Origin of the sequence: Nonomuraea candida, from assembly GCF_000725485.1 — a bacterium.
Classification (GTDB): domain Bacteria; phylum Actinomycetota; class Actinomycetes; order Streptosporangiales; family Streptosporangiaceae; genus Nonomuraea; species Nonomuraea candida.
Map to the genome: position 1 here is coordinate 232,219 of NZ_JOAG01000009.1, position 26,347 is coordinate 258,565.

Sequence of the window (26,347 nt, forward strand, 5' to 3'; positions counted from 1 at the left end):
CTCCCCTTGGTGTTCAGGCGTCTTTCCCGGTGGGCGATCGCCGCGCCCGTCGCGCTCGCCCTGGCGGGCCTGGCCGGCTGCGGCTCCGGCGGGGCGGGCCCGTCCGCCGCGTCGCCGCCGGCGTCCGGCGGCGGCGGCGCGAAGCAGGTGACGGTGTTCGCGGCGGCCTCGCTGACCGGCACCTTCACCGAGCTGGGCAGGAGGTTCGAGGCCGCACATCCGGGCACGACGGTGCGGTTCAACTTCGGCTCCAGCGCCACGCTGGCCCAGCAGATCACCCAGGGCGCGCCGGCCGACGTGTTCGCCGCGGCGAGCCCGGCCACGATGAAGACGGTCACCGACGCGGGGCTGGCGGGCTCGCCGACCACGTTCACGCGCAACAGGCTGCAGATCGCGGTGCCCGCCGGCGGCCCGGCCAAGGTGAGCGGGCTGAAGGACCTGGCGGCGCCCGGGGTGAAGGTGGCGCTCTGCGCCGAGCAGGTGCCGTGCGGCGCCGCGGCGGTCAAGGCGCTGGCCGCCGCCGGCCTGACCGTCACGCCCGTGACGCTGGAGCAGGACGTCAAGGCCACCCTCACCAAGGTGCGGCTGGGCGAGGTGGACGCCGCCCTGGTCTACCGGACCGACGTGCTCGCGGCCGGCGGCGAGGTGCGCGGCATCGACTTCCCCGAGGCCGGCCGGGCGGTCAACGACTACCCGATCGCCACCGTCACCGGCGCGCCCGCCGGTGACCTGGCCCGGCGCTTCGTCGAGCTGGTGTTGTCGCCGCAGGGCGCCGGCGTGCTGACCAAGGCCGGATTCGAGGCCCCCTGATCCGCATGAGCTCCACCGCACCCGAACAGCTCGACGTGCCGGGCCCGCGCGGGCGGACGGCCCGAGGCCGCGAGGTCACCGGCCGGCCGCCGTGGATGCTGGTCGTGCCCGCGCTGGCGGGGCTGGCCTTCCTGATCCTGCCGCTGGCCGGGCTGCTGGTCCGCGCCCCCTGGTCCACGCTGCTCCAGCGGCTGGCCGAGCCGCACGTGCTGGAGGCGCTGCGGCTGTCGCTGGTGTCCGCCACCATCGCCACCGCCGTGTGCCTGCTGTTCGGCGTGCCGCTGGCCTGGCTGCTGGCCCGGGTCGAGTTCCCGGGGCGGCGCCTGGTGCGCGCCCTGGTCACCGTGCCGCTGGTGCTGCCGCCGGTCGTCGGGGGCGTGGCGCTGCTGCTGGTGCTGGGCCGCCGCGGCCTGGCCGGGCAGTGGCTGGAGGCCACGTTCGGGGTCACGCTGCCGTTCACGACGGCGGGCGTGGTCATCGCCGAGGCCTTCGTCGCGATGCCCTTCCTGGTGATCAGCGTGGAGGGCGCGCTGCGCGGCGCCGACCAGCGTTTCGAGGAGGCCGCCGCGACGCTCGGGGCCTCGCGGTGGACGGTGTTCCGGCGGGTGACGCTGCCCATGGTCATGCCGGGCGTGGTGGCGGGGGCGGTGCTCTGCTGGGCGCGGGCGCTGGGCGAGTTCGGGGCGACGATCACGTTCGCGGGCAACTTCCCCGGCACGACCCGCACCATGCCCCTGGCGGTCTACCTGGCGCTGGAGACCGAGCCGGAGGCGGCGATCGTGCTCAGCCTGGTGCTGCTGGCCGTCTCGGTGGTCATCCTGGCCAGCCTGCGCGACCGGTGGGTGAGCGCGCCGTGACCCTCGACGCCCGGCTGGTGGTCGCCAGGCCCGCCTTCACCCTCGACGTCGCGCTGCGGGTCGCCCCCGGGGAGGTGGTGGCGCTGCTCGGGCCCAACGGCGCGGGCAAGACCACGGCGCTGCGCGCGCTGGCCGGCCTCACGCCCATGTCCGGCGGGCGGATCAGCCTGCGCGGCAGGCCGCTGCACACCCTGCCCGCCGAGGGCCGGCCGATCGGCATGGTCTTTCAGGACTACCTGCTCTTCCCCCACCTGTCGGCGCTCGACAACGTGGCCTTCGGGCCGCGCTGCCAGGGCGTGCCCAGGGCCGAGGCGCGCCGCGCCGCCGCCGTCCTGCTGGAGCGGGTGGGCCTGGCCGACCGCGCCGCCGCCCGGCCGCGCGAGCTGTCCGGCGGGCAGGCCCAGCGGGTGGCGCTCGCCCGCGCGCTGGCCGTACGGCCCGAGCTGCTGCTGCTGGACGAGCCGCTGGCCGCGCTCGACGCTCACACCCGGCTGGAGATCCGCTCCCAGCTGCGCCGCCACCTGGCCGACTTCGACGGCGCCACCGTGCTGGTCACCCACGATCCCCTCGACGCCATGGTGCTGGCCGACCGGTTGATCGTCATCGAGGGCGGCGCCGTGGTCCAGCAGGGCACCCCGGCCGAGGTCGCCCGCCGCCCGCGCACCGACTACGTGGCCCGTCTCGTCGGCCTCAACCTGTATCGGGGGGTGGCCGACGGGAGCCGGGTCACCGTGGGGGAGCTGGCGCTGCACACCTGCGAGCAGCTCGAAGGGCCCGCGTTCGTGGCCTTCCCGCCCGCCGCCGTGGCGCTCTACCGCAGCAGGCCCGACGGCAGCCCGCGCAACCTGTGGCAGGCGCGCATCGAGGGCATCGAACGCCACGGTGACAACGTCCGGGTGCACCTCGACGGCCCCGTCACCGCCTTCGCCGACATCACCCCTGCCGCTGTCGCCGATCTCGACCTGAGCGCCGGCCAGCGGATCTGGGTCTCGGTCAAGGCCACCGAGACGCACGCCTACGCGGCGTGACGGCCGGCCCCATGTGACGGAGGGTAGCTGTGTGTAGCCTTAGAGTTACTGAGAGTAGTGGCATCATGACGTAACGGCCTTCCCATCCCAGCAGAAAGGTGGAGTTCCCGATGCGTCTTCGCCGCCGCCGCTGTCTGGTCTGCTACTGGCACGACGGCACGTTCGTCGCCCGCCCGTACCCCGGCGGCGAAGCCGTCACCCTGCCCGCGACCGCCGCCGCGCTGCTGGCCGCGTACGAGGACTGGACCGCCCCGCCCCAGGAGGACGCCGACGACGGCACCATCACCCTGCTGCGCGAGCACGGCATCCTGCTCGCCGAGGGCGGCGAGGAGGCCGAGCGGGACGCCCGGGCCGCCGAGGAGTGGGGCTCCTGGGAGGCCGAGGATCCCTTCTTCCCCCGCACCGCCACCGCCTTCCCCGAGACAGCCGCTGTCTTCCCGGACACCGTCACGGCCTTCCCGGACACTGTCACCGCCTTTCCGGACACTGTCACCGCCTTTCCGGACACCGCAACGGCGCAGACCCAGCGGCGGGCGCGGTCCCCGGGGGCCGGGGAGGGGCCGGCGCCGTTCGCCGGGCGGCCGCACGCCGCCCGCATCCTGCTGCCGCGCCGCCCCGCCGAGCTGGCCACGCCGTTCGGGGAGGTGCTCCGCCTGGGCGCCGCCCGCGGGGACCTCGCCTCCGGCCCCGTCGCCCTGACCACCCTCGCCGCGCTGCTGGCCACGTGTTTCGGCCCGGCCGGCCACCCCGGCGCGCCTTCGTGCCACGCCGGCGCGCGGCAGGAGCTCGACCCCTACCTGGCGGTCTGGAACGTCAGCGGCGTGCCCGCCGGCGTCTACCGCTACGACGCCCGCGACCACAGCCTGGCGCTGCTCGGCGAGGGATTCACCGGCGCCGAGGCCGTCCACCTGTGCGCCGGCCAGGAGTGGGCGGGGCAGGCGGCGTTCCTCGTCGTCCTGGCCGCGGTGGTCGAGCGCGCCCGCGCCCGGCACCGCCTGGCCCGCGCCCACCGGGTCTGCCTGCTGGACGCCGGCCACCTGGGGCAGCTCTTCGCCCTCACGGCCGCCGCGCTGGGCCTGGGCCCCCGGCAGACCGGCGCCTTCCACGACGGCGCCGTCGCCGGCCGCCTCGGCCTGGACGGCAGCGGCCACACCCCGCTGTCGGTGCTGGGCGCCGGGCATCCGCGCACCGCCGCCGCGACCGCCGGCCGGGCGGCCGGCCCGCCCGGCACGAGGGCGGCCGCGGCGCCGGAGGGCTCATAGCCGGGTCAGGCGGGCACCGTGAACTCGTGGCTGCCCGAGCCCACCTCACGCGGCTCGGCGCCCGGCAGGTCCACCACCGCCGTCGTGCCCGGCGGCACGGTGGCGGAGACCGTGAGCGTCTCGCCGTCCGTGCTCCAGGACACCGCGGCCGGCCCGTACGGCGTGTCGAGGCGGGCCGAGGCGCGGGTCAGCCCGCCACCGGGGCGGGGCGCGACGCGCAGGCGGCGGTAACCCGGCGCGTCCGGGGCGAGACCGGCGACCGTGCGGTGCAGGAAGTCGGCCACCGCGCCGAGCGCGTAGTGGTTGAAGGAGGTCATCTCGCCGGGGTTGATCGTGCCGTCCGGCAGCATGCTGTCCCAGCGCTCCCAGATCGTGGTGGCGCCCATCGTCACCGGATACAGCCACGAGGGGCACTCGCGCTGGGTGAGGAGCCGGTAGGCGGTGTCGTACGCGCCGACCGAGCAGAGCGCGTCGCAGATGAGCGGCGTGCCGACGAAACCGGTGCCGATGCGGTGGCCGTCGGCGGCGACGAGCTGCACCAGCCGCCGCCCGGCCCGCTCCCGCTGCTCGGGCCCGTCCAGCAGGTCCAGGCAGAGGGCCAGGGCGTAGGCGGTCTGGGTGTCGCAGGCCAGCCGTCCCGACGGGGTGACGAACTCGCGCCGGAAGGCCGCGCGCACCCGCGCGGCCAGCTCCGCGTAACGCGCCGCGTCCGAGGAGTGGCCGAGCAGCGCCGCCGTCTCGGCCACGACGCCGGCCGACCAGGCGTGGTAGGCGGTGGCGACCAGCGCGTGGTCGGTGCGGGCCCTGCCGGGGTCGTCCGGGGGAGCGGCGGGGTCGAGCCAGTCGCCGAACTGGAAGCCCTCGTCCCACAGGTGGCCGGCGCCGGCGATGGAGGCGATCTGGTCCACCCAGGCGGTCATGCTCGCGTACTGGGCGGACAGCAGGCCGAGGTCGCCGGTGCGCTGGTAGAGCACCCACGGGACGAGCACGGCGGCGTCGCCCCACGCGGCGGTCGGCGAGGTCTCGAACGCCATCGGCAGCTGCACCCACGGCACGTAGTGCGGGACGGTGCCGTGCTCGGCCTGCTCGGCGGCCAGGTCGGCGAGCCACGACGCCAGCGGGCCCGCGCAGTCGTAGAGGAAGGCGGCGGTGGGCGCGAACACCTGGATGTCGCCGGTCCAGCCCAGCCGCTCGTCGCGCTGCGGGCAGTCGGTGGGCAGGTCCACGTAGTTGCCGCGCATGCTCCACCGGACGTTGTCGTGCAGCCGGTTGAGCAGCGGGTCGGAGCAGTCGAAGTCGCCGATGGGCCGCAGGTCGGTGTGGCACACGACGGCCCGCACGTCGGAGGGGTCCAGCTCGCCGGGCCAGTCGTCGATCTGCGCGTAGCGGAAGCCGTGCGTGGTGAAGCGCGGCTCCCACTCCTCGGGCTCGCCGTCGCCGCGCAGCGTGTACCGGTCGCAGGCGGCGGCGGCGCGCAGGGGCCGCACGCCGAGCGCGCCGTTCTCCAGCACCTCGGCGTGGCGCAGGGTGACGGTGTGGCCGGCCGGGCCCTGGACGCGGATGCGCAGGCGGCCGGCGATGTTCTGGCCGAAGTCGAGGATGGTCTCCCCGTTCGGGCCGGTCAGCACCTCGACGGGGCCGAGCGTCTCCGCGCGGCGCACGGGCGGGCCGGTGGGCGCGACGAGCAGCGCGGCGTCGTGGCCGAGCGCGTCGGCGGGCAGCCAGGCGGAGTCGTCGAAGCCGGGCTCCGACCAGCCCGCGGGCAGGAGGCGGGCGTCGTGGTGCTCGCCGTCGTACAGGCCGGCCGCGGTGACCGGGCCGCGCGCGCAGCGCCACGTGCCGTCGGTGGTCACGACGTCGGTGCCGCCGTCGGCGTAGGTGATCTCCAGCTGGGCGATGAGGGCGGTGCGGTCGCCGTAGATGCCGGTCTTGCCGCCGAGGAAGCCGAGGCGGCCCCGGTACCAGCCGTCGGCCAGGGTGGCGCCGATGGCGTTGCCGCCCTCGCGCAGCAGGCCGGTGACGTCGTGGGTGCGGTAGCGCAGGCGGTGGTGGTAGCTGCTCCAGCCGGGGGCGAGCACGTCGTCGCCGACCACCCGGCCGTTGAGCTCGATCTCGTACGTGCCGTGCGCCGTGACGTACAAGCGGGCCCGCTCGACCGGGCCGCGCAGGGTGAAGCCGCGGCGCAGCAGCAGCGCGGGGCCGTCGGGGGCGCCGAGCAGCTCCACCGGGGGCGCGGCCGCCCCCGCCTGCCAGTCGGCCGCGCGCAGCAGCCCGGCCTCCACGTACGACCAGGGGCTCCAGTCGCTCACCGAGCCGTCGGCGCCGTGCACGCGCACCCGGGCGCCGCGCCGCTCGCGCGAGCCCAGCTCCGGGCCCGGCCAGGGCACGAGCACCGATTCGGCCGATTCGACGGGGCCCGTGGCGGTGCCGTCGCCGAGCTCGATCTCGTACGCCCGCTGCAGCCAGCCGGGGGTGTCGGTGGCGACGGTCCACGACAGGCGAGGGGCGGGTTCTCCCACGCCGAGGGGGTCCCGGTGGTGCTCGAACGTGGGAGCGGTGACGTTAAGCAAGGTGCTCCTTAGCCCTTGATGGCGCCGGCGGTCATGCCGGCGACGATCTTGCGGTTGAAGAAGACGAACAGCAGCAGCGGCGGGATCGTGATGAGCACGATGTCCATGAACAGCAGGTTCCACTGGGTGTTGTACTGGCTCTGGAAGTTGTAGAGGGTGACCTGCACGGTGGCGTTCTCGTCGCCGGGCAGCAGGTAGAGCGGGTTGACGAAGTCGTTGAAGATGGCCACCGAGCTGGTGAGGATGACGGTGATGGTGACCGGCCGCAGCAGCGGGAAGATCACCCGGAAGAACAACCGCAGGCCGCCGCAGCCGTCGATCTGCGCGGCCTCGTCCAGCTCGCGGGGGATGGCCGCGATGAACGCCCGGAACAACAGCATCGCGAACGACAGGTTGAAGGCCACCTCGGCCAGGATGAGCCCGGGCAGGGTCTTGAACAGGCCCAGCGCCTGCAGCAGCCAGATGGTCGGCACCACGGCGGGCGGGATGATCAGCCCCGACAGCACCAGGAAGTCGGCCAGCTTGGCGACCTTGCCGGGCCGGCGCTGCAGCACGAACGCGGCCATCGAGGCGAAGACCACGATCAGCGCCACCGACGCGACGGTCAGGATGGTGCTGTTGACGTAGGCCCGCAGCAGCACATAGTCGCGGGCCTCGACCACGGCCAGGAAGTTCTCCACCACCGGCCAGCTCGTCGGCCAGGAGAAGTCCAGGTCCGTGGCCTGCGTCCGGTCCTTGACGGCGGTCAGCAGCATGAACGCGAACGGGACCAGGAAGATCACGGTGGCCAGGACCAGCGCGACCGTTTCCGCGCCGAGCCTGCGAAGTGCTCTCATGCGGTGACCTGCCTCTTGCCGAGGTAGTGGTTGAGGGGCACGGCGATGGCCGTGACGATGAGGAAGAGCAGCACGTTGCCCGCGGTGGACAGGCCGAAGAAACCGGCTTGATACTGCTTGTAGATGATCGAGGCGATGGTGTCGCTGGTGAAGCCGGGGCCGCCGCGGGTCATCGTCCAGATGAGGTCGAACGAGCGCAGCCCGCCGATGAACGACAGGATGATCACCGAGTAGGTGGCCGGCCAGCTCAGCGGCAGCGTGACGTGCCGGAAGCGGTGCCAGGCGCCCCCGCCGTCGACCGCGACGGCCTGGTAGTACTCCGAGGGGATCGACATGATGCCGGCGATGTAGATGACGGTGGCCAGGCCCACGCCCTTCCACACGTCCACCAGCGCCACCGACAGCAGCGCGGTGGTGGCGTCGCCGAGCCAGTCGCCGCCGTCGACGCCCACCACGGCCAGGGCCTGGTTGACCAGCCCGGTGTCGGGCTTGAGCAGCACGCTGAAGGTGATGCCGACCGCGACCGTGGAGACCAGCACGGGAAAGAACACCACCGAGCGCAGGAAGCCGCGCAGCTTCAGCTTCGAGGTGAGCAGCACGCCGAGCAGCAGCCCGAGCACGACCTTCAGGCCGCTGGTGACGACCGCGTAGACGAGGGTGTTCTGGAAGCCGATGCGCAGGTTCTGCTCGGCCAGGAAGTCGCGGAAGTTCTGCAGGCCGACGAACTCGCTGTCGAACAGGGTCCAGCGGGTCAGCGCGAAGTAGAACGCCATGACCGTCGGCACCAGGAAGATCACCAGGTAGACGACGGCGGCCGGCAGGTACAGCGCGTACGGGTAGGCCGAGCCGCGGCGGCGGCGGGAGGCGCGGGCGTGACCGGGCCCGGGTCCCGGGCCGGACCCCGTGCGGGGCCCGGCGTCCTGCCTGGTCACCACCCCGCGAGCCCCAGCTGCTTGGCCTGCTTCGCCACGTCCTTGTCGTACTGCGCGGCGCCCTCGGCGGCCGGGGTCAGGCCCGATCCGACGGCGACCGTGATCTGCTCCAGCGACGGGCCCTTGACCGGCGAGACGAACTCCAGCGCCGGCGCCGTGCGCCCCTCGTCCACGTACACCTGGAGGTCCTTGGCGACCTGGATGGCGTCCTCGGGCAGCTTCGCCCCCGTGATCCGGTACGGCCCGGCCGGCTGCACGACCTTGTTCACCGCGTCGGCCGCGGCCGGGGAGGCGACGAAGGCGAGGAACTTCTTGGCCTCGGCCACGTGCTCGCTGGTCCTGGCGATGTAGATGCCGGGCGGCTCCCAGATCGTCGCGCCGTTCCTGGCCGCGTCGGCGCCGGGGATGCCGAAGAAGCCGACGTCGGTGGCGGCCTGCGGCATGCTGGACACCAGCGGCGGGAGCTGGGCGCTGAGCATCGGATAGTGCGCGCCCTTCCCCTCGACCAGCATCTTCATGCCCTGGTCGTTGGTGGCCGAGCCGAAGCCCTCCTGCATGTGGCCCTTGGCGTGGATCTCGGCCAGGTGCTCGAAGCCCGCCAGCGCGGCCGGTGTGGTGGCGAACTTGGCCTTGTTCGCGGTGTAGTCCTGCGCGAAGGCCGGCACCGCCGCCTGCACGTTGTAGAAGTCGCCCAGCACGAACAGCTGCGAGGTCCAGGTGTCCTTGAACGTCCCGATCACGGGCGTGATCCCGGCGGCCTTGATCTTGTCGTTGTTGGCCATGAACTCCGCCCACGTCTTGGGGGGCTTCAGGCCGAGCTGGTCGTAGACCTTGCGGTTGTAGAGGATGCCGCCGCCCATGGCGGTGCCGGCGGGCACGCCGTACGCCTTGCCGGCCTGGCTCACCACCGGCAGGAAGTCCTTCTGCACGTTGGCCAGCACCGGGTCGCCGGTGAGGTCGACCATGGTCTGGGCCGGGTTGAGCGCCTGGAGCAGCGACCCGGAGTTGTACCAGAACACATCCGACATGTCGCCCGTCGAGAGCCGGGTCTTGACGATGTTGTCGCCCTCGCTGCCTCCGGGCCGCGTCTCGGTCTCGATCGTGATGGTCGGGTTGGCCTGCATGAAGGCGTCCGCGAGGGCCTTCGCCGTGTCCATGGTGGCCTGGCTGTTGTCGACGAGGAACTCCAAGGTGACGGTGCCGCTGCCGGACTCCGGGCCTGAGCCCGAGCCGCAGGAGGTCAGGGCCGCCGTCACCAGAACGGCCAGGGCCGCTCCGGTCATGCGGTGCGAGGTCTTCACAACGCCCCTCCGGGTTCGTTGAATCGTTTTAAGCGTCCCCCAGTGGCAGTTAACGTAGGCGTTACCTGGCAGGGCGTCAAGGGGGTCTCTGGGGAACGGTCCCCAACCGTAATTCTTCTCGACCTGGCCTTCGACGGAGGTCTGACCTAGGCGATGGGTAACGTTCCCCACGGTGGGGGAGCGCTGAGCTCGTACAATGGGGCGGCAACGAGTCCAGGAGAGGCGGCACATGGTCACGCGAGATCGGCAGCGCAGAGTGACAATCACCGACGTGGCCAAGCACGCCCAGGTGTCCACCACCGCCGTGTCGAAGGTGCTGCAGAACGCCTACGGCGTCAGCGAGGCCATGCGCGCCAAGGTGCGGGCCGCCATCGACGAGCTCGGCTACCGCCCGCACAACGCGGCGCGGGCCATGCGCGGGCGCACCTTCACCATCGGGGTGCTGCTGCCGCACATCAGAAACCCGTTCTTCGCCGACATCCTCGACGGCCTGACCGAGGAGATCTCCGGCAGCGGCTACCAGGCGATCATGGTCCAGAGCGGGGGCCGCGGCCCCGCCGCCGAGCGACGCGCGAGCGACGCGCTGGTGGACCGGCAGGTCGACGGCATCCTCTGGGTCGCCCCGCTCTGCTCCAAGTCGCAGCTGGAGAAGATGGCCGGCGACACCCCGCTCGTGGTGCTCGGCCGCCACGACCGCTCGGCCCTGTACGACTGCGTGCTCGACGACGACGAGATCGGCGCCGCGCTGGTGGTCGAGCACCTGATCGCGCTCGGCCACCGCCGCATCGCGCACATCACCGACGACGTCGGGGGCCGCTCCAGCGTGCTGCTGCAGACCGTCAGGGCCACCACCTACGAGCGGGTGATGACCGAGCACGGCCTGGCCGAGCACATCGCCGTCGCCGCCACCTCCTACACCGAGGAGGGCGGCTACGAGGGCACCCGCGAGCTGCTGGCCCGCGACCCGCGCCCCACCGCCATCTTCGCCGGCGCCGACCAGGCCGCCTTCGGCGCGCTCGCCGCCATCCACGAGGCGGGCCTGACCGTCCCCGGCGACATCTCCGTGGCGGGCTACGACAACGCGCGGGTGGTCGGATTCGCGCACATCGCGCTGACCAGCGTCGACCAGGACGGCGCCCTCATGGGCAAGACCGCGGGGCGGCTGCTGCTCGAACGCATCGGCGGCCGCACCTCCGCGGTGCGCTTCTCCGTCACCCCGACCCTCGTGCCCCGCCGCTCCACGGCCCCGCCCAAGACCCCGTGACCCCCGTTGCCTCCTGAGGCCGCCGCCCGCCGCCCGCCGGCGGCGGCGGCGCGGGCGACAGCCGGTACGCTGCAACGGCCCGATATTCGATCACTTCCGAAGGGACGCCGGTGAAGAGGCTGCTCGCCCGGCTCTGGCTCGGTCTCCGCGGATCGATGCGCTGGCGGCTGCTCTATCTGTCCCAGGCCAAGTTCATCGTCGGGGTGACCGGCGTCGTCCGCGACCGCGAGGGCAACGTGCTGCTGCTGCGGCACCGCTTCTGGGACGCGCGCCGGCCGTGGGGCCTGCCGACGGGCGGCGTCAAGCGGGGCGAGACCTTCGAGCAGGCGCTCGCCCGCGAGGTGCGCGAGGAGACCGGGCTGGAGGTGAGCGTGGGCGAGCTGGTGCGGCTGCGCAGCGGGTTCCGGCTCAGGGTCGAGGTCGCGTACGCGGCCCGGCACTGCGGGGGCGGCGCCCTGCGGCTGAACCCCATGGAGATCCTGGAGGCCCGCTGGTGCGCTCCCGACGACCTCCCCGAGGGCCTGCTGGAGTCGCACCGCCTGCTGATCGAGTCCGCCGGCGGCGGCGCGGCCGGCGCGTCAGGTGAGCGGGGCGGACGTGGTGGAGAAGGCCGGGTCGAGGTGCGCGGTGTCGTTGAAGCGGCGCAGGACCCACCGGGCGTCGGTCAGCACCAGATGTGACACCGAGGCGTTGTCGGCCCCGAGGAACGCGAACGGCCGCGACCCCGTCGCCGCCGCCAGCGCCTCGGCGATCACCCCGCCGTGGGTGACCACCACGACCCGCTGGCCGGGATGGGCCGCGGCCAGCCCGGCGAGCACCTTGCGCACCCGTTCGGAGAAGGCCGCGGCGGGCTCCGCGCCCGGGATCACGTCCCAGCGCTCCTCGGCCGACATCCGCCGCGCCGTCGGGTGCCCCTCCGCGACCATGCGGCGGAACAGCCCGCCCTCCCACTCGCCCAGGTGCACCTCCCGCAGCCCGGGCTCGACCACCGGCGTCAGCCCGAGCCGCGCGGCGAGCGGCGCGGCGGTCTGCGCCGTGCGCCGCAGCGAGCTGACGTAGATCGCGTCGATGCGCTCCGCGGCGAGCCGCAGGCCCACCCGCTCCGCCTGCTCCCGCCCCTCGGGCGCGAGCCCCGGATCGCCCTGGCCGTCCACCAGGGGGAACGGCCGGTCGGGGCGCGCGGGCTCCGACTCGCCGTGCCGGACCAGGAGGAGCTCGGTGGCTCCCGGCGGCGTACGGAACCGGCCCTGCCGGTATTCGACCGGCTTGTCGGCCGCCTTGTCGGTGGCCTTGTCGGTGGCCTTGTCGGTCGGCTTGTCGGTCGGCTTGCCGGTCGGCGTGTCGTCGGTCGGCTTGTCACTGTCAGGCTGCACGACCACCGAACCTAACGCCCCCGCTTCTTCCGCGTCTCCTTGGCGCACCGTTGACCGTGCAATGCCACGCCGATGATGAAACCCGATATGTCGCGCGCCGTGCGGGTAGCGGGAAGTCCTTCGCGACGACAAGGAGGAACCCGATATGGGGTGGAGCTATCGCAAATCCATGAAGATGGGCCCGTTCCGGCTGAACCTCTCCCGGCGCGGCGTGGGCCACAGCTGGGGCAACCGGCTCTTCCGCGTGACGCGTACGGCGGACGGCCGCCGTACGCTCTCGGTCAACCTGCCCGGCGGCTTCCACTGGCGCAAGACCCTCCGCAGCCGCTGACGCGGGGGCCGCGGCCCCCGCGCGGGCCCGATCGCCCGTCCGGGTTCGGCCCATCCGGGAGCGGCGCGTCCGGGATCGGCGCGAGAACGTCCGGCGCCGTCCCGGACCGGCCGTCCCGGATCGGCCGGGAACGGTCCGGCGTCGTCCACGATCGGCCTGTTCTGGAGTGGTCAGTCCGGAAAGCCGTGATCGGGTGGGGATGAGGGCATCCGCAACCCACGACAAATCCTCACGCTGCTTCCCGGCTCCCCATAAAGTCGCTGATCACCGCCTCTATCGCGATATTGCGGGGCGGTGAACCTTCTCGGACGCGCTCAGTTGATCTACCTTGACGTGTCCACTCCCCGTGATTAGCTTTGCACTCAGCGTGATCCTCGCTGGTGGTCAAGGGTGGATCCCGCAATCGAGATCAGGGATCCGGGGAGTCGTTTCGCCCGGGCCGGCGACACGCGGGAGGACATCATGCGATCGAGGGGCGGAGCCGGGGCGTGGTTCTTCGTGGCCTTGCCCGACCACGACGCGGCCGGCCCGGTCGCCGACCGGCTCCTGGCGCGCGCCGACGTGGTCGGCCGCCATCCCTCGGGTCGCCCCTGGCTGCTGGCGTGCCTGCCCGCCGCCCACGTGCTGGTGCACGACGAAGGGCCCCGGCGGCTGGCGCTGCTGGGCTCGTTCGCGGTCGCCCCCGAGCGGCTCGCCCGGGTGAGCGACGAGGTCAGGTCGGTGGGCGACGCGACGGAGGTGTCGGCGCGGTTCGCCGGCGCCTACTGCGTGGCCGGCTCGCTCGACGGCCGGGTCTACGTCCAGGGCACCGCCATGGGCGTGCACCGGATCTTCCACGCGCTCGTCGACGGCGTGCGCGTGGCCTGCGACCGGGCGGACGTGCTGGCCGAGCTGGCCGGCGCGCCGATGGACGAGACGGCACTGGCGCTGCGGCTGGTGCGCTCGCTCCCGCATCCGTTCCCGGAGGCCCCGCCGTGGCGCGAGGTGGCGCCCGTCGCCCCGGGCGACTACCTCACGCTGGAGCGCGACGGCCGTGGCTGGAGCCGCGGCACCTGGTGGCGCCGCCCCGAGCCGCGATCGTCGCGGGCCGAGGGCGCCGCCGGGCTGCGCGACGCGCTGGAGGCCGCGGTCGGGGCCCGCACCGCCTCCGGCGGCCCGATCACCTGCGACCTGTCCGGCGGCATGGACTCCACGCCGTTGTGCTACTTCGCCGCGCGCGGACCCGGCGGCGTGCTCGCCAGGACGATGTACAACGACGACCCCGGCGGCAAGGAGGACCTCGCCTGGGCGCGCAGGGCCCTGCCGGCCATGCCGGGGGTGCGCGAGCACCTCGTCCAGTCGAGCGACGGGCTGCCCGGCTTCTTCGGGGGCCTGCTCGACGTGCGCACCCGGTTCGACCTGCCCTCCCAGGCCGCGATGGCGGGCCCGAGGGTCGCGTGCATGCTCGGCGACGACGTGGCCAGGGGCATCACGGCCCACCTGAACGGCGTCGGCGGCGACCACCTGCTGCGCGGCCTGGGCCCGTGGGAGCACTCGCTGTTCCGCGCCCGCCCGCTGGCCGGCTGGCGCAGGGCGCGCGCCGTGCACGCCCCCGAGGGCCTGGGCATCGCCGCCACGCTGCGCGAGCTGCTCGACGGCAGCTCATACCCCACCTGGCTGCGCAGGAACATCGCCCGGGCGCTGGCCGGCGCGCCCAGGTCCGAGATCCCGCGCATCAGCGACTGGTCCACCCCGCCCCGGCTGCCGCCGTGGTTGTCGGCCGACGCCCGCGCCATGGTGGCCGCGGCCTTCCGCGAGACCGCCGGCGCCGCCACGCCTCTCGGGCCTGACCGCGCCGCCCACCTGGAGCTGTTCCTGCTGCGCGAGGGCGCCAGGATCGCGCGCGGCCTCGGCCAGCTCGGGCCCCCGTTCGGCGTCGCGTACGACGCGCCGCTGCTCGACGACCACGTCGCCGAGGCCGTGCTCGCCGTGCGGCGCGAGGAGCGCGACACCCCGGTCGAGTGGAAGCCGCTGATGAAGGCCGCCATGACGGGCCTGCTGCCGGCGGAGTTCCTCCGCCGCACCTCGAAGGTCGGCGGGTCGGCCCAGGCCGTGCGCGGCATCGCCGACCACCACGGGGAGCTCCTCGCGCTCTTCGAGGAGTCCGGGCTGCCGGCCTCGGGGCTGGTCGATCCGGACGGACTGGCGGCGGCGCTGCGGCCCGACGCCAAGGCCATGCCGCCGGCCCACGTCTTCGAGGCCGTGAACATGGCGGTGTTCCTGCGCAATCAGGTCACGGCGGCCGGTCCGGCCGGCGCCTGCGGACAAGGACGGGGACGATGACCACCTTCTCCATCAAAGACGGCATCTCGCGCGTACGCACCGACTACGGCGACGTGCTCCTCGACGAGACCGAAGGACGCTACTGGCACGCCAACCGGGCGGCCGGGCTCGTGCTCGACGTGGTCGAGCAGGGCGGCGGCGCCGAACAGGCGGCCGAGCGGCTCGTGGCCGAGTTCGGCATCGACGGCGGCACCGCCCGCACCGACGCCGAGACGCTCCTTCGCCACCTGCGCGACCTGGGGATGCTGCGATGAGCGCGGTGCTGCCCGAGGCGCCCGTGCGGCCGGGTCCGGCCACCAGGCTGCTCATCGGGCTGATCGTGCCCGTGGCGGGCCTGCTCGGCCGGATGCCCCCGCGGCGGCTGCGCCGCAGGCTCGCCAGGCTGGCCGCCGGCGCCCGCCCCGCGGGATACGCGGAGGCCAAGCGGGCGCGCGACGAGATCCTCACGTCGAGCCCGCGCTGCCGCGGGCGCACGGCGTGCCTCACCCGCTCGATCGCGGTGCTGCTGCTGTGCAGGTCCCGCGGCACGTGGCCGACCTGGTGCGTCGGGGTGATCGCCGCGCCGCCGTTCGCCGCGCACGCGTGGGTCGAGGCCGACGGCCGGATGGTCGACGAGCCCGTGGACAGCTCCTGCTACCGCACGTTCTTCACCGTGCCCGCCGGCCCGGCGCACCGCCGGCCCGCCACCAGCCCCGGGGAAACGCAAGGCGACCGGAGGAGAGGAGGTGTGGATTGACCGCCGACCACCCGTACAACGCCCCGTCCGTCACCGAGCTGGGCGACTTCGCCGCAGAGACCGGCATGGACGTCGGCGACCAGTTCGAGCCCTCGTGGCCGATGACCGGACGGCCGTGAATCCGGCCGTTCTCACCGCACCGGCAATGAGGAGAGGAGGTGCAAGATGCGCGACCACATCGCGTACGAGTCCCCGGCCATCACCGAGCTGGGCGACTTCGCCGCAGAGACCGGCGTGGGGCTCGGCGACGAGTACGAGCCCTCGTGGCCGATCGCCGACCGGCCGTGAATCCGGCCGTTCGACACCGCACCAGCTATGAGGAGAGGAGGTGCAAGATGCGCGACCACATCGTGTACGAGTCCCCGGCCATCACCGAGCTGGGTGGCTTCGGCACGGAGACCGGCGAGTTCGTCGGCCCGTGCGAGGAGACCTGGCTGCCGTTCAACGACTACTCCTGCCCCGCGTGAAGGGCGGGTGAGCAGTAGGTGAACGGGCTTGTCGTGGGGGCGGCCCGCGTCGGCCCCACGACAAGCCCGGCACCGCCGACGACCCACGGAAGGCTTCGCAGGTGAGATGTCGCGGATAGGGAGAGGCCGCCGGTCATCCGGCGAGGCGTCCGGCGAGGCGTCCGGCGAGGCGCCTTGTGAGACGTCCGAGGAGGTGTCTCGTGAGGCGCCTTCCGGCGTGTCCGAGGAGGTGTCCCGTGGGGCGACTTCCGGCGCGTCCGGTGAGGCGTCTCTTGGCGCGGCCCGAGAGACGGCCGGCGGCGGGGAGCCGGGTGCGGCGGGCGGGCCGGTCGTCGAGACCCGCGGGCTGTGCATGCGCTACGGCGGCGCCGAGGTGCTGCGGGGCGTGGACCTGAGCATCCGCCGCGGCGAAGTGGTGGCCCTGCTCGGGCCGAACGGCGCCGGCAAGACCACCACCATCGAGATCCTCGAAGGGCTCAGGAAACGCTCCGCCGGCCACGTACGCGTGCTGGGGGCCGACCCCGAGCACGGCGACGAGGCGTGGCGCGCGCGGCTGGGCATCGTGCTGCAGTCCTGGCGCGACCACCGCCGATGGCGGGTCCGCGAACTGCTCGCCTACCTCGCACGCCACTACACCCCCTACACCGGCCCCGGCCGGCCCGGCCCCCACGACCCCGACGAGCTGATCGCCCGCGTCGGGCTGACCGGACAGGCGAACACCGCGCTCGCCAAGCTCTCCGGCGGGCAGCGACGCCGGCTCGACGTGGCCATCGGCCTCGTGGGCCGGCCGGAGCTGCTCTTCCTCGACGAGCCGACCGTCGGCTTCGACCCGCAGGCCCGCAGGGAGTTCCACGACCTGGTGTGCGGGCTGCGCGACCAGGAGGACACCACGATCGTGCTGACCACCCACGACCTGGACGAGGCGGAGAAGCTCGCCCACCGCATCCTCATCCTGCTGGGCGGGCGGATCGCGATCGAGGGCACCGCCGCCGAGCTGGCGGCGCGGGTGGCGGGCCGTTCGGAGGTCCGGTTCACCTGTGACGGGCGGTCGCACGCGCACACGGTCGAGGACGCCACCGGCTACGTCCGGGAGCTGTTCGCCCGGCACGGCGAGGCCGTCAGCGACCTGGAGGTGCGCCGGGCGCGGCTGGAGGACGTCTACCTGACCATGGTGCGCGAGTTCGAGTCCGGGCGGCGTACCTCGTGGACGGACGTGAGCCCGTGAACGCCCACATCGGACGGCGTGGCGCGCGGGCGGATGTGATCGTGAACGCCCGCTTCGAGCGGTGCGGCCCGTGGACGGAGGCGAGCCGGTGAACGCCCGGATGGTCGCGGTGCGCGCGGGTCTGGCGCGCGGCCGGATCGAGTTCCGGCACAACGCCGGGCAGGTCTTCGGCTACGTGTTGTTCCCGGTCATCGCGCTGGCCCTGCTGCACTTCCTGAGCGGCACCACGGTCGCGGGCTCCGGCCTGTCGCTCGGCACCTGGGCGATCCCCGGCGTCCTGGCGATGAACATCGTCTTCACCGGACTCATGGGCCTGGCCATGACGCTGATCATGGAGCGCGACGACGGCACCCTGCTGCGCGCCAAGGCGACGCCGAACGGGGTGCTGGGCTACCTCGTCGGCAAGGTGGCCGGGCAGGCCGCGATGAGCGTGGCCACGCTGCTGATCGTGCTCGTACCGGCGGGGTTCCTCTTCGACGACCTGCGGCTGGGCGCGCTGTCGTCGTGGCTGACGCTGGCCGGGGTGCTGGCGCTCGGCATGGCCGCGACGCTGCCGCTCGGGGCGATCATCGGCGCGCTGTTCACCAACCCGCGCGACTTCCGCTTCGTCACGCTGCTGCTGATGGGGCTGGTGGCGGTCTCGGGGGTGTTCCATCCGCTGGCCGCGCTGCCCGCATGGGGGCAGTGGATCGGGCAGGCGTTCCCGATGTACTGGATCGGGCTCGGGATGCGCTCGGCGATCCTGCCGGGCGAGCTGTCCGAGGCCGAGATCGGCGCGTCCTGGCGGCACCTGGAGACGGTGGGCGTGCTCGGGGCGTGGGCGGTCGCCGGGTTCGTGATCGCGCCGATCGTGCTGCGCCGGATGGCGAGGCGCGAGTCGTGAGTCGTGAGTGGCGGACGCCGGTTCGGGGGCCGGTGTGCCTAGGATGAGCCGCGGGAAAGTGCCGGCATTGAGACGCCGAACAAGGAGCTCAGCGACGTGATCCGCGTGGTGCTCGTCGACGATCAGGAGCTGGTGCGCGCGGGCTTCCGCATGATCCTCGACGAACGGCCCGACATCGAGGTGGTCGGCGAGGCGGCCGACGGCGCCGCCGCGCTGGAGCTGCTGTCCACGGTGGCGGCCGACGTCGTGCTCATGGACGTCCGGATGCCACGGATGGACGGCGTGGAGGCGACCCGCCGCATCCGCGCCATGGAGGGCGGGCCGCGCGTACTGATCCTGACCACCTTCGACCTGGACGAGTACGCGTACGCGGCGCTGAAAGCGGGCGCCAGCGGCTTCCTGCTCAAGGACGCCCCGCCGCCGGACCTGCTGTCGGCGATCCGCGCCGTGCACAGCGGTGACGCGGTCGTCGCGCCCAGCACGACGCGGCGGCTGCTCGACCGCGTCGCCGGTCACCTGCCCACCGGCGACGGCCCGCCCGTCCCGGCCGCGCTCGGCGGGCTCACCCCGCGTGAGCGCGAGGTGCTGGCGCTGGTGGCGCGCGGGTTGTCGAACCTGGAGATCGGCGAGCTGCTCCACGTGTCCGAGGCCACGGTCAAGACGCACATGGGGCGCATCCTGGCGAAGCTCGATCTGAGCAACCGGGTGCAGGCGGTGGTGTTCGCGTACGAGACGGGCCTGGTCAGCGTCCGCGACTCCTGACCACGCATCGATCAGGAGGGGTCGCGGGTGAGGAGTGCCCGGCCAAGTGCGTACGCCTCGGCCAGGTTGTCGCCGCGGTAGCTGAGAGCGGCCAGGTCGGCGAGGTGGTGATCGGCGTTCACCGCCACTGTCCTGGTCAGCCGGCGGAAGAGCGGAGCGTCGGACATCGAGTCGCCGTAGGCGACGCACTGCACGGGCGAAAGGCCGTACCGCTCGCACATGTCCTGCACGATGCGGACCTTGTCGCGGGGGGTGAGGATGTTCGCCGGATCCAGCGGCTCCAGGAAGGGCGGCGGCGGGAACCGGGAGGCCACCACGTCGTCGAAGCCGAGCTCAAGGAGGTGCCGGGCGAAGAAGTCGGGCGACATGGTGATCACCACGGATCGTTCACCACGCTCACGGATGTCCGCGCAGGCCTCACGGATCCCGGTCAGCCATGGACTGCCGGCGAACGCGGCCGCGACCACTGACGGAGTCAGGTCTCGCCACAGCTCATGGATGGCGGCCGCGAAAGCCCGGGTGTCGATCGCGCCGACCGCGAACCCGGCTTCCAGCTCGACCAGCTCCCGCGTCGATCCGAGATGCCGGGCGATCTGGAGGCTGGCCGTCGTTCCGCTCAGCAGAGTTCCGTCCATATCGAAGACATGCAGAGTTGGCACAGCTGACAAGTGTGCACGTTCGCGTCGGGATCTTGTACATGAGGCGTCGGGCTTGGGCTTCCCGCCACGCGTGAGGTCTTTTGGGACTCTCTTCGAGATCGCCATTTGGGTGTGAAGCCGCCCTCTTCGCGCCCAAGCCGCCCTCTTCGCGCCGAGGCTGCTGAAGTCTTCGCGCTGAAACCGGCCTCTTCGCGCCGAAGCCGGTCCTGACCATGGAGGCCGGGCGGGAGCGGGGACCTGGGGCCGTCCGACCTGAGTCGTACACCCACCCGGTCGTCCACCGCGAGTTCTACGAAAAAGAGCAGACCTGGGGGCGACGCGCCACCCCGCCGACCTGCGCAATCGTGTGAACCGCAACCGGGCCGACGCCCGAGAGCGAGCACACCGAGCGGGCGCCCACGGGTGCCGGAAGGAGGCATGGTGTCGGTCACAGCACGCCCCGACAGTCAGGACATGCGCACGTGGGCCGTCTCCGCGCGCGAACTGGTCAAGGTCTACGGCGCCGGCGAGACCTCCGTCACGGCCCTGAGACAGGTGTCGGTCGCCTTCGCCTCCGGCACCTTCACCGCGATCATGGGCCCGTCCGGGTCGGGCAAGTCGACGCTGATGCACTGCCTCGCCGGCCTCGACACGGTCACGTCGGGCTCGGTGCTCCTCGGCGACACCGAGCTGGTCGGCCTCGGCGACAAGCAGATGACGCTGCTGCGGCGGCAGCGGGTGGGCTTCGTGTTCCAGGCGTTCAACCTGCTGCCCACGCTCACCGCGGCCCAGAACATCACCCTTCCGCTCGACATCGCCGGCCGGCGCGGCGCCGATCCGGCCTGGCGCGACCGGGTGATCGACACGCTGGGCCTGCGCGACCGTCTCGGGCACCTGCCGAGCGAGCTGTCCGGGGGGCAGCAGCAGCGGGTCGCGTGCGCGCGGGCCCTGATCACCCGCCCCGACGTCGTGTTCGCCGACGAGCCGACGGGCAACCTCGACTCCCGGTCTAGCGGAGAGGTGCTGTCGTTCCTGCGCATGTCCGTGCACGAGCTGGGCCAGACCGTGGTGATGGTCACCCACGACGCCGCCGCGGCGAGCTATGCCGACCGGGTGGTGTTCCTGCGTGACGGCCGGCGCACGGACGAGATGACCGAACCGACCGTCGAGCGGGTGCTCGAGGCGCTGAAGACGCTGGAGAGGTGACCGCACCATGCTGAGCATCACCCTCGCGAGCCTGCGCGCCCACCTGGGCCGGCTGCTGCTGTCGTCGGCCGCCATCGTGCTCGCCACGGCGTTCGTCGCGGGCACGTTCGTGTTCACCGACGCCATGCGCAGCTCCCTCCTCGGCGCGTTCAGCCAGGATCTCGGCCGGGCGGGCGCCGTGGTGACCGCGCCAGGCGACCGGGACATGCCCGGCGACGTGCTCTCCGCCGTGCGGCGCGTCCCTGGCGTCGTCCACGCCGAGCGGCGCGCCGTCTGGGATGCCGCGCTGCGCTCCGGCGACAGGTTCGAGCCCGCGACGATCGTCAGCATCGCGCCCGGCTCCACCGTGGGCTGGCCGAAGGTGGTCCAGGGCCGGTTGGCGTCCCGGCCCGGCGAGACGGTCCTCGGCCACGACGCCGCCCAGCGCGGCGGGGTCGGCATCGGCGACACCGTCGGCGTCCCGCTCCACTGGGAGGGCGTCGTCGATCGTGAGCGGGAGACGCGCAAGCTGCGCGTCGTGGGTCTCGTGGACCCCGGCTCCGCACCCCGCTACTCGTCGGGCGCGTTCCTCGGCGTGACCGACGAGCAACTGCGGGAGCTCACCGACGAGGTCAAGGTCGCCTCGGTCCTGGCCGTGGCCGCGGGCGAGCTGCCTCCGGCGGAGCTGGCCGCCCGCATCGACCGGGTGGTCGGCCGCCCCTACGTGGTGCGTACCGCCGAGGAGCAGGCCCAGCAGGAGGTCTCCTCGGGCGGGCTGACCGCGGGGGTGACGGCGGGGCTGCTCGCCTTCGCCGGGATCGCGCTGTTCGTGGCGGGCATCGTGATCGCCAACACGTTCAGCATCCTGCTCGTCCAGCGCACCAGGGAGATGGCGCTGCTGCGTTGCGTCGGGGTGACCCGCGGGCAGGTGTTCCGTTCCATGCTGGCCGAGTCCGCCGCGCTCGGCCTCGCGGCGTCCGTGGTGGGGGTGCTCACCGGGTTCGGGCTCGCCTACGGGGTGGGGGCCGCGCTGAGCGCGACGTTCGAGGGCTTCCCGTTCGGCGCGGTCGCGCTCTCGGCCACCGCCGTGGTGGTGCCCGTCGCCGTCGGCCTCGCCGTCACGATCGGCGCCGCCCTGCTGCCGGCCCGCGCCGCCACCCGCATCCCGCCCGTCGCCGCGCTGCGCGACCAGGGCATCCCGACCCGGCGCGGGGGGCGCACCCGCTCCGTCCTCGCGATGGCGGCCCTGCTCACCGGCGTCGCCGGCATGGCCGTCGGCACCCTGGTGCGCACGGACACGGCCGGGTTCATCGCCGCGTTCGCCGGCGGGGTGCTGACCTTCCTCGGCATCCTGCTCGCCGGCCCGGCGCTGATCCCGCCGCTGGTCCGGCTGGTGGGCGCCACGCTGGGCCGCTGGCTCGGCGCACCGGGCCGCCTGGCCGCCGTCAACGCCGTACGCAACCCACGGCGCGCCACGGCCACCGCCTCGGCGCTGCTCGTCGGGGTGACCCTGATGACCATAATGAGCGTGGGCGCCGCCTCGCTGCAGGCGACGGTGACCGCGCAGATGGACGAGGAGTTCCCGGTCGACTTCATGGTCCGCTCCGGAGAGGGCAACATCCCGCCCGCACTCGTCGAAGACATTCGCGGCATCCCGGGCTTGTCTGACATCGCCATCGTCCGCGGCACCACGACGTCCCTGAACGGTCAGAAGATCGCGATCAGCGGCGTCGATCCGCACCAGCTCGCCGCCGTGACCTCCCAGCTCCCCAGCATCTGCGGGCTCCGCCCAGGCCAAGCGGTGATCACCCAGCCACTCGCCCGCACCCTGCGCATAACCCCAGGCGACACCCTGCACCTCCCCCCCGCCACCCACACCGGCCACCAAGACGGCACCGGTAGCGGCAAGGGCGACCAAGACTCCAGCGACCCCGCCACCGCCACCGCCCCCAGCACCGGCAACCAACACGGCCCCGGCAACGCCACCGGCAACCAACACGGCCCCGGCAACGCCACCGGCAACCAAGACGGCACCGGAAACGGCGAGGGCGACCGAGAGACCACTGGAATCGGCAACGGCATTGGGGATGGTGGTGGACAGGCAAGGGGCCTCACCATCACCTCCATCTTCCCGACGAAGGGGTCGGCGGCCGTCGTCTACCTCACCCACCAAGACCTGGACCGCCTCTACCCCGACGCGACCATCGGAGGGGTGTACGCCCAGGCGGAGCCCGACGCCGACCTCCTCGCGATAGGCGCCGCCATCGACCGGGCCACGACCGGCAGCAGCGTCACGGTCACGGGCACCGCCAAGACCCAGGCCACCTACAGCGAACTGCTCGACACGCTGCTGCTCGTCGTCACCGCGCTGCTCGCCGTGGCCGTCCTCATCGCCGTCGTCGGGATCGCCAACACTCTGGCCCTGTCCGTCCACGAGCGCACCCGAGAGTCGGCGCTGCTGCGCGCGCTCGGGCTGACCCGCGGCCAGTTGCGCGCCACGCTCGCCGTCGAGGCGGCACTGCTGGCAGCCGTCGGCTCACTGCTCGGGGCGGGGCTCGGCACGCTCTTCGGCTGGGTCGGGCTCACCTCGATGCTCGGCCCGTCCTTCGGCATCGTCCTCGACGTGTCCGCCCTGCACCTGGCCGGCCTCATAGCCGTGGCCGTCCTGGCCGGCCTGCTGGCCTCAGTCCTCCCCGCCCGCCGCGCCGCCCGCGCCTCGGTGGTCTCCGCCCTGGCAAGCGAATGACCACCACCTCCCGCCCCGGGCGCACCCGCATCCCGAAACCACACCCCCTGACACCGCCACGGCCCGCGGCAATCGGCACGGCCCGCGGCAATCGGCACGGCCCGGGTCCCGTGGGCTGCTGGGCGTTCGCCTCGGTCTGTCACGGAGGTGCCGGACGTACGGGTACGGCGTCGGCTGATTACCTAGGGTGAGGACATGCAGGGGCCTCCAAGGCGTACGAGGCATGCGTGGCCTGTTCGGCTCAGAAGGCTGTGCAGCATACGGAGCACACAGGGGGTGCGGGTCGTGCGACGGGGGCCTGCCGGGACCTGGGAAGTGCGGGGTTCGTGTGCCTGTCCAGTCCGCGGGGCGTGCCCGGCATGCAGAAGCGGGTCGAGACCTGCGAGGCACGGGTACTGCTGCCCGGCGGGCCTTGCGGGACGCGCCGGCGGTGTGGAGCGGGCGGGGGCATGAGGGGCTTGCAGGAGATGCAGAACGTGCAGAACGTGCAGGGTGTACAGGGTGGGGTGCTGGCATGGGTGCGGGGGTGTCCGTGGGTCGTCGATGGTGCGGTGGCCCTTGGGGCGTTTCTGTACAACTTTCCGGTGGCCACGGCGGCGGAGCTGCCCTACCTCGCTGTGGCGTTGTCCGTGGGGTTGTGCTTGCCGTACGTATGGCGGCGGGATCGTCCCGCGCTGAGCTTCGCGGCCATCGCGTTCACGTGCTTCGTCCAGTGGCTGTGCGGCGTGTTGCCGATGCCGGGCAACTACCTGCTCTTCTTCGGGCTCTACAACGTCGCCTCGCGGTGCGAGCGGCGGGTGTCCGTGGCGGCGGCCGCGTTGATGGTGCTCGGCGTCGTTCTCGGCTTCCTGCGCTGGGGGCCGGCCCTGACGGCAGGGGCGGGACTGGATCTGTTCACCAACACGGTCGTCGTTCACACGATCTTCATCGCCTCCGTGTGGATCTGGGGGTGCACCATCGGCACCCGCCGCGCTTACCTGGCGAGCCTGCAAGAGCACGCCGTACGCCTGGAGCGGGAGCGCGCCCACCAGGCCCAGCTCGCCGCGGCCGCCGAGCGGGCCCGTATCGCCAGGGAGATGCATGATGTGGTCTCCCACAGCCTCAGTGTCATCGTCGTGCAGGCCGCCGGAGCCGCGCACTGCCTGCGCAGCAAGCCCGACCGTGCCGAGCAGGCACTGCTGACGATCGGTGAGACAGGGCGCGCCGCGCTGACCGAGATGCGGCACATGCTGGGCGTGCTGCGCAACGGCGAGGCCGTGGCCCACCCGTACGCTCCGCAACCAGGGGTGGCGCAGCTCGGTCAGCTGGTGGAGGAGGCCCGGAGCTCGGGCCTGCCCGTCGAGCTCACGGTGCAAGGGGTTCCACGGGAGCTGCCGGCCGGTATGGAGCTCGCGGTGTACCGCATCGTGCAGGAGGCACTGACCAACACCCGCAAGCACGCCGGGCCCGGAGTGAGCTGGGTGCGGGTGGTGTTGCGGTACGGGAACGGCGAACTGGAGGCACGCATCTCCGACAACGGCCGTGGCCCGATCCTTTCATCCGGCGGCGTCCCAGGTGACGAGGCCGGCGGCGTCGCAGGGGGCGAGACCGGCGGTCTGTTCGGCGGTGCGTTCGGCGGTGTTGCGGGTGCTGCATCTGGTGCTGCGTCCGGTGGCGTGGGCGGTGGTGGTCTTGGTGGCGTGGTGGATGGTGGGTCCGGTGGCGGGGGCAGCGGGGCGTTCGGCGGAGGGGGTGGCGGTTTTGGGGGAGTAGCTGGTGGCGGGGACAGTGTCGCTGGTGGGGGTTTCAGCGGCGGGGCCTATGGGGCGGCTGGGGATTCGGCTCCGGGCATGGCCGGGGGGATGGCCGGCGGGCATGGGCTCGTGGGGATGCGGGAGCGGGTTGCCGCCTATGGCGGATCTCTTCGGAGTGGTGCGCGGGTTGGAGGAGGGTTTGAGGTCGTCGCGGTCTTGCCGTTCGATGCTCAGACCGGGGACGGCTTTGGGCAGCCGCGATCCGTGTCCTCTTCGACGAGTCCGAAGTGAGAGGGGTTGTGGCAGGGGAGAGGGTGGGTCCTTGTCGGCGATGGGATCGCCGACAAGGAGGGGTTATTAGTGGGTGTCTGTGGTGATTCGAGAGGATTGGCGGAATTTGGCTTGTTGATCGGCTTGCTCGGATTCCTCGGGGGTCAGCCAGCGCCGTATGAGATGGTGGAACAGGTCGATATCGATACTGCTGGGGTGATTATTCTCGTGGTCGTCGATGCGCCGGTAGCACACCTGGGGAAGTAGCGTTCGGACGGGCTCGGCAACTTGGGTGATCATGCAGCGTGCTGGACGTTTGCCGTGTTCTAGGTCAGTTTCCCATTCCAGCGCGTGTTCGAACCATTTGCCGTGTTCCGGGGTTGTGCTAATGATCACCCCTTCATTATTCCGGGCGGCTTTCGGGATGGCAGGAAAACTCACGATCTGATGCTGAGGATGATTCCTTGTTTTCTGGGCGCGTTCGAGGGCGTTGCCGGCTTGCTACAGGGCAAGGTCAGAGTTTGCGGCCCGTCGGTGGCGGCAGCCCCTCGCGCCCTAAGCGCACACCTCCACGGTCGTAGCGCCGCCCTACATTCCGGCCTGCCTTGGGGTGGTGGGGGCCTGGGGTGGTGCGGCTTTGGGGGGTGGTGCGGCTCTGGGAGGGTGCGGGCTCTGGGGGCAGTGCGGGCGCTGGGGTGGTGGGGGCGGTGGGGTTCTGGGGCGACGCCGGTTCTGGGGCGGTGGGGGCTTCGAGGTGGTGCGGGTTCTGGGGGTGGGGCGGGTTCTCGGGTGGTGGCGGCTTTGGGCCGGTGCTGG

26 protein-coding genes are annotated in these 26,347 nt (G+C 72.8%); 19 read left to right on the forward strand and 7 right to left on the reverse strand.

Translation table 11 applies throughout. The features are described 5' to 3' along the window. The first annotated feature begins 9 nt into the window (after positions 1–9). The 4 genes from modA to IO39_RS09410 all read left to right on the forward strand — a co-directional run bounded on the left by modA (position 10) and on the right by IO39_RS09410 (position 3,957). Positions 10–810, forward strand: a complete 801-nt coding sequence (gene modA / locus IO39_RS09395) for a molybdate ABC transporter substrate-binding protein (protein ID WP_439331471.1) — start codon at positions 10–12, stop codon at positions 808–810. Positions 811–815: 5 nt separating this feature from the next. Then, on the forward strand, positions 816–1,667 hold the full coding sequence (locus IO39_RS09400; RefSeq protein ID WP_052422642.1) for an ABC transporter permease: 852 nt from the start codon (positions 816–818) through the stop codon (positions 1,665–1,667). Further along, positions 1,664–2,695 carry an ABC transporter ATP-binding protein gene (locus IO39_RS09405; RefSeq protein WP_052422643.1) on the forward strand — a complete coding sequence of 344 codons (1,032 nt, stop codon included), beginning with the start codon at positions 1,664–1,666 and terminating at the stop codon, positions 2,693–2,695. Before IO39_RS09400 ends, IO39_RS09405 begins: the two co-directional genes overlap by 4 nt. 110 nt (positions 2,696–2,805) lie before the next feature. Continuing rightward, positions 2,806–3,957: a SagB/ThcOx family dehydrogenase gene (locus IO39_RS09410; RefSeq protein WP_157548092.1), complete on the forward strand. Its 1,152-nt coding sequence runs from the start codon at positions 2,806–2,808 to the stop codon at positions 3,955–3,957. Between the two features lie 5 nt (positions 3,958–3,962). Here the strand turns inward: IO39_RS09410 and IO39_RS09415 are convergent, their stop codons facing one another. Genes IO39_RS09415 through IO39_RS09430 form a run of 4 tightly spaced genes read right to left on the reverse strand, consistent with a single transcriptional unit; the run spans position 3,963 to position 9,596 of the window. Further along, a complete protein-coding gene (locus tag IO39_RS09415) occupies positions 3,963–6,527 on the reverse strand; it encodes an alpha-L-rhamnosidase (protein ID WP_043619121.1) in 2,565 nt (854 codons plus the stop codon). Positions 6,528–6,535: 8 nt separating this feature from the next. Further along, positions 6,536–7,363 (reverse strand): carbohydrate ABC transporter permease, encoded by an 828-nt coding sequence (locus tag IO39_RS09420; RefSeq protein ID WP_043619124.1) that lies wholly within the window; start codon positions 7,361–7,363, stop codon positions 6,536–6,538. Then, positions 7,360–8,298 (reverse strand): carbohydrate ABC transporter permease, encoded by a 939-nt coding sequence (locus IO39_RS09425; protein WP_211266951.1) that lies wholly within the window; start codon positions 8,296–8,298, stop codon positions 7,360–7,362. The genes IO39_RS09420 and IO39_RS09425 overlap by 4 nt, the downstream gene beginning before the upstream one ends. Then, complete coding sequence (locus tag IO39_RS09430) at positions 8,292–9,596, reverse strand: ABC transporter substrate-binding protein (RefSeq protein WP_211266952.1); 1,305 nt, start codon at positions 9,594–9,596, stop codon at positions 8,292–8,294. The genes IO39_RS09425 and IO39_RS09430 overlap by 7 nt, the downstream gene beginning before the upstream one ends. 229 nt (positions 9,597–9,825) lie before the next feature. Between IO39_RS09430 and IO39_RS09435 the strand changes: the two genes are divergently transcribed. After that, the gene (locus IO39_RS09435) at positions 9,826–10,860 is read left to right on the forward strand and encodes a LacI family DNA-binding transcriptional regulator (RefSeq protein ID WP_084772563.1); all 1,035 of its coding nucleotides are present in this window, start codon (positions 9,826–9,828) and stop codon (positions 10,858–10,860) included. A gap of 110 nt (positions 10,861–10,970) precedes the next feature. Next, positions 10,971–11,540 carry an NUDIX hydrolase gene (locus IO39_RS09440; protein ID WP_043619126.1) on the forward strand — a complete coding sequence of 190 codons (570 nt, stop codon included), beginning with the start codon at positions 10,971–10,973 and terminating at the stop codon, positions 11,538–11,540. Here IO39_RS09440 and IO39_RS09445 read toward each other — a convergent pair. Further along, complete coding sequence (locus IO39_RS09445; RefSeq protein ID WP_084772602.1) at positions 11,439–12,233, reverse strand: histidine phosphatase family protein; 795 nt, start codon at positions 12,231–12,233, stop codon at positions 11,439–11,441. The two genes, IO39_RS09440 and IO39_RS09445, sit on opposite strands and share 102 nt — an antisense overlap. Positions 12,234–12,378: 145 nt before the next feature. Between IO39_RS09445 and IO39_RS09450 the strand changes: the two genes are divergently transcribed. The 10 genes from IO39_RS09450 (at position 12,379) to IO39_RS09480 (ending at position 18,959) form a co-directional block, all read left to right on the forward strand. Beyond that, positions 12,379–12,564 (forward strand): DUF4236 domain-containing protein, encoded by a 186-nt coding sequence (locus tag IO39_RS09450; protein ID WP_043619127.1) that lies wholly within the window; start codon positions 12,379–12,381, stop codon positions 12,562–12,564. Positions 12,565–13,026: 462 nt separating this feature from the next. Further along, complete coding sequence (locus IO39_RS09455) at positions 13,027–14,886, forward strand: asparagine synthase-related protein (RefSeq protein WP_052422645.1); 1,860 nt, start codon at positions 13,027–13,029, stop codon at positions 14,884–14,886. Next, positions 14,883–15,140, forward strand: a complete 258-nt coding sequence (locus IO39_RS09460) for a lasso peptide biosynthesis PqqD family chaperone (protein ID WP_043619128.1) — start codon at positions 14,883–14,885, stop codon at positions 15,138–15,140. Before IO39_RS09455 ends, IO39_RS09460 begins: the two co-directional genes overlap by 4 nt. Further along, a complete protein-coding gene (locus IO39_RS09465) occupies positions 15,137–15,622 on the forward strand; it encodes a lasso peptide biosynthesis B2 protein (RefSeq protein WP_052422646.1) in 486 nt (161 codons plus the stop codon). Before IO39_RS09460 ends, IO39_RS09465 begins: the two co-directional genes overlap by 4 nt. Next, positions 15,619–15,741: a hypothetical protein gene (locus IO39_RS58820; RefSeq protein WP_281200063.1), complete on the forward strand. Its 123-nt coding sequence runs from the start codon at positions 15,619–15,621 to the stop codon at positions 15,739–15,741. Before IO39_RS09465 ends, IO39_RS58820 begins: the two co-directional genes overlap by 4 nt. Positions 15,742–15,787: 46 nt before the next feature. Next, positions 15,788–15,910: a lasso RiPP family leader peptide-containing protein gene (locus IO39_RS54240; RefSeq protein ID WP_157548094.1), complete on the forward strand. Its 123-nt coding sequence runs from the start codon at positions 15,788–15,790 to the stop codon at positions 15,908–15,910. Positions 15,911–15,957: 47 nt separating this feature from the next. Then, a complete protein-coding gene (locus IO39_RS58825) occupies positions 15,958–16,089 on the forward strand; it encodes a hypothetical protein (RefSeq protein ID WP_281200064.1) in 132 nt (43 codons plus the stop codon). 352 nt (positions 16,090–16,441) lie between these two features. After that, positions 16,442–17,314: an ABC transporter ATP-binding protein gene (locus tag IO39_RS09470; RefSeq protein ID WP_043619129.1), complete on the forward strand. Its 873-nt coding sequence runs from the start codon at positions 16,442–16,444 to the stop codon at positions 17,312–17,314. A 70-nt stretch (positions 17,315–17,384) separates the two neighbouring features. Next, positions 17,385–18,197, forward strand: a complete 813-nt coding sequence (locus IO39_RS09475; protein ID WP_245641879.1) for an ABC transporter permease — start codon at positions 17,385–17,387, stop codon at positions 18,195–18,197. Positions 18,198–18,293: 96 nt separating this feature from the next. After that, positions 18,294–18,959 carry a response regulator transcription factor gene (locus IO39_RS09480; RefSeq protein ID WP_043619131.1) on the forward strand — a complete coding sequence of 222 codons (666 nt, stop codon included), beginning with the start codon at positions 18,294–18,296 and terminating at the stop codon, positions 18,957–18,959. 11 nt (positions 18,960–18,970) lie between these two features. Here the strand turns inward: IO39_RS09480 and IO39_RS09485 are convergent, their stop codons facing one another. After that, on the reverse strand, positions 18,971–19,594 hold the full coding sequence (locus IO39_RS09485; protein WP_043619132.1) for a haloacid dehalogenase-like hydrolase: 624 nt from the start codon (positions 19,592–19,594) through the stop codon (positions 18,971–18,973). A 477-nt stretch (positions 19,595–20,071) separates the two neighbouring features. On the opposite strand from IO39_RS09485, the gene IO39_RS09490 reads away from it, so the two are divergent. From IO39_RS09490 to IO39_RS09500, 3 genes are all read left to right on the forward strand, one after another. Continuing rightward, a complete protein-coding gene (locus IO39_RS09490; RefSeq protein ID WP_245641880.1) occupies positions 20,072–20,803 on the forward strand; it encodes an ABC transporter ATP-binding protein in 732 nt (243 codons plus the stop codon). 7 nt (positions 20,804–20,810) lie between these two features. Continuing rightward, positions 20,811–23,528 (forward strand): ABC transporter permease, encoded by a 2,718-nt coding sequence (locus tag IO39_RS50420; RefSeq protein WP_052422647.1) that lies wholly within the window; start codon positions 20,811–20,813, stop codon positions 23,526–23,528. A gap of 467 nt (positions 23,529–23,995) precedes the next feature. Continuing rightward, positions 23,996–25,552 (forward strand): sensor histidine kinase, encoded by a 1,557-nt coding sequence (locus tag IO39_RS09500; protein ID WP_169789037.1) that lies wholly within the window; start codon positions 23,996–23,998, stop codon positions 25,550–25,552. A 66-nt stretch (positions 25,553–25,618) separates the two neighbouring features. Here IO39_RS09500 and IO39_RS54245 read toward each other — a convergent pair whose 3' ends face one another. Continuing rightward, positions 25,619–25,972: a hypothetical protein gene (locus tag IO39_RS54245; protein ID WP_157548098.1), complete on the reverse strand. Its 354-nt coding sequence runs from the start codon at positions 25,970–25,972 to the stop codon at positions 25,619–25,621. Positions 25,973–26,347: the final 375 nt, after the last annotated feature.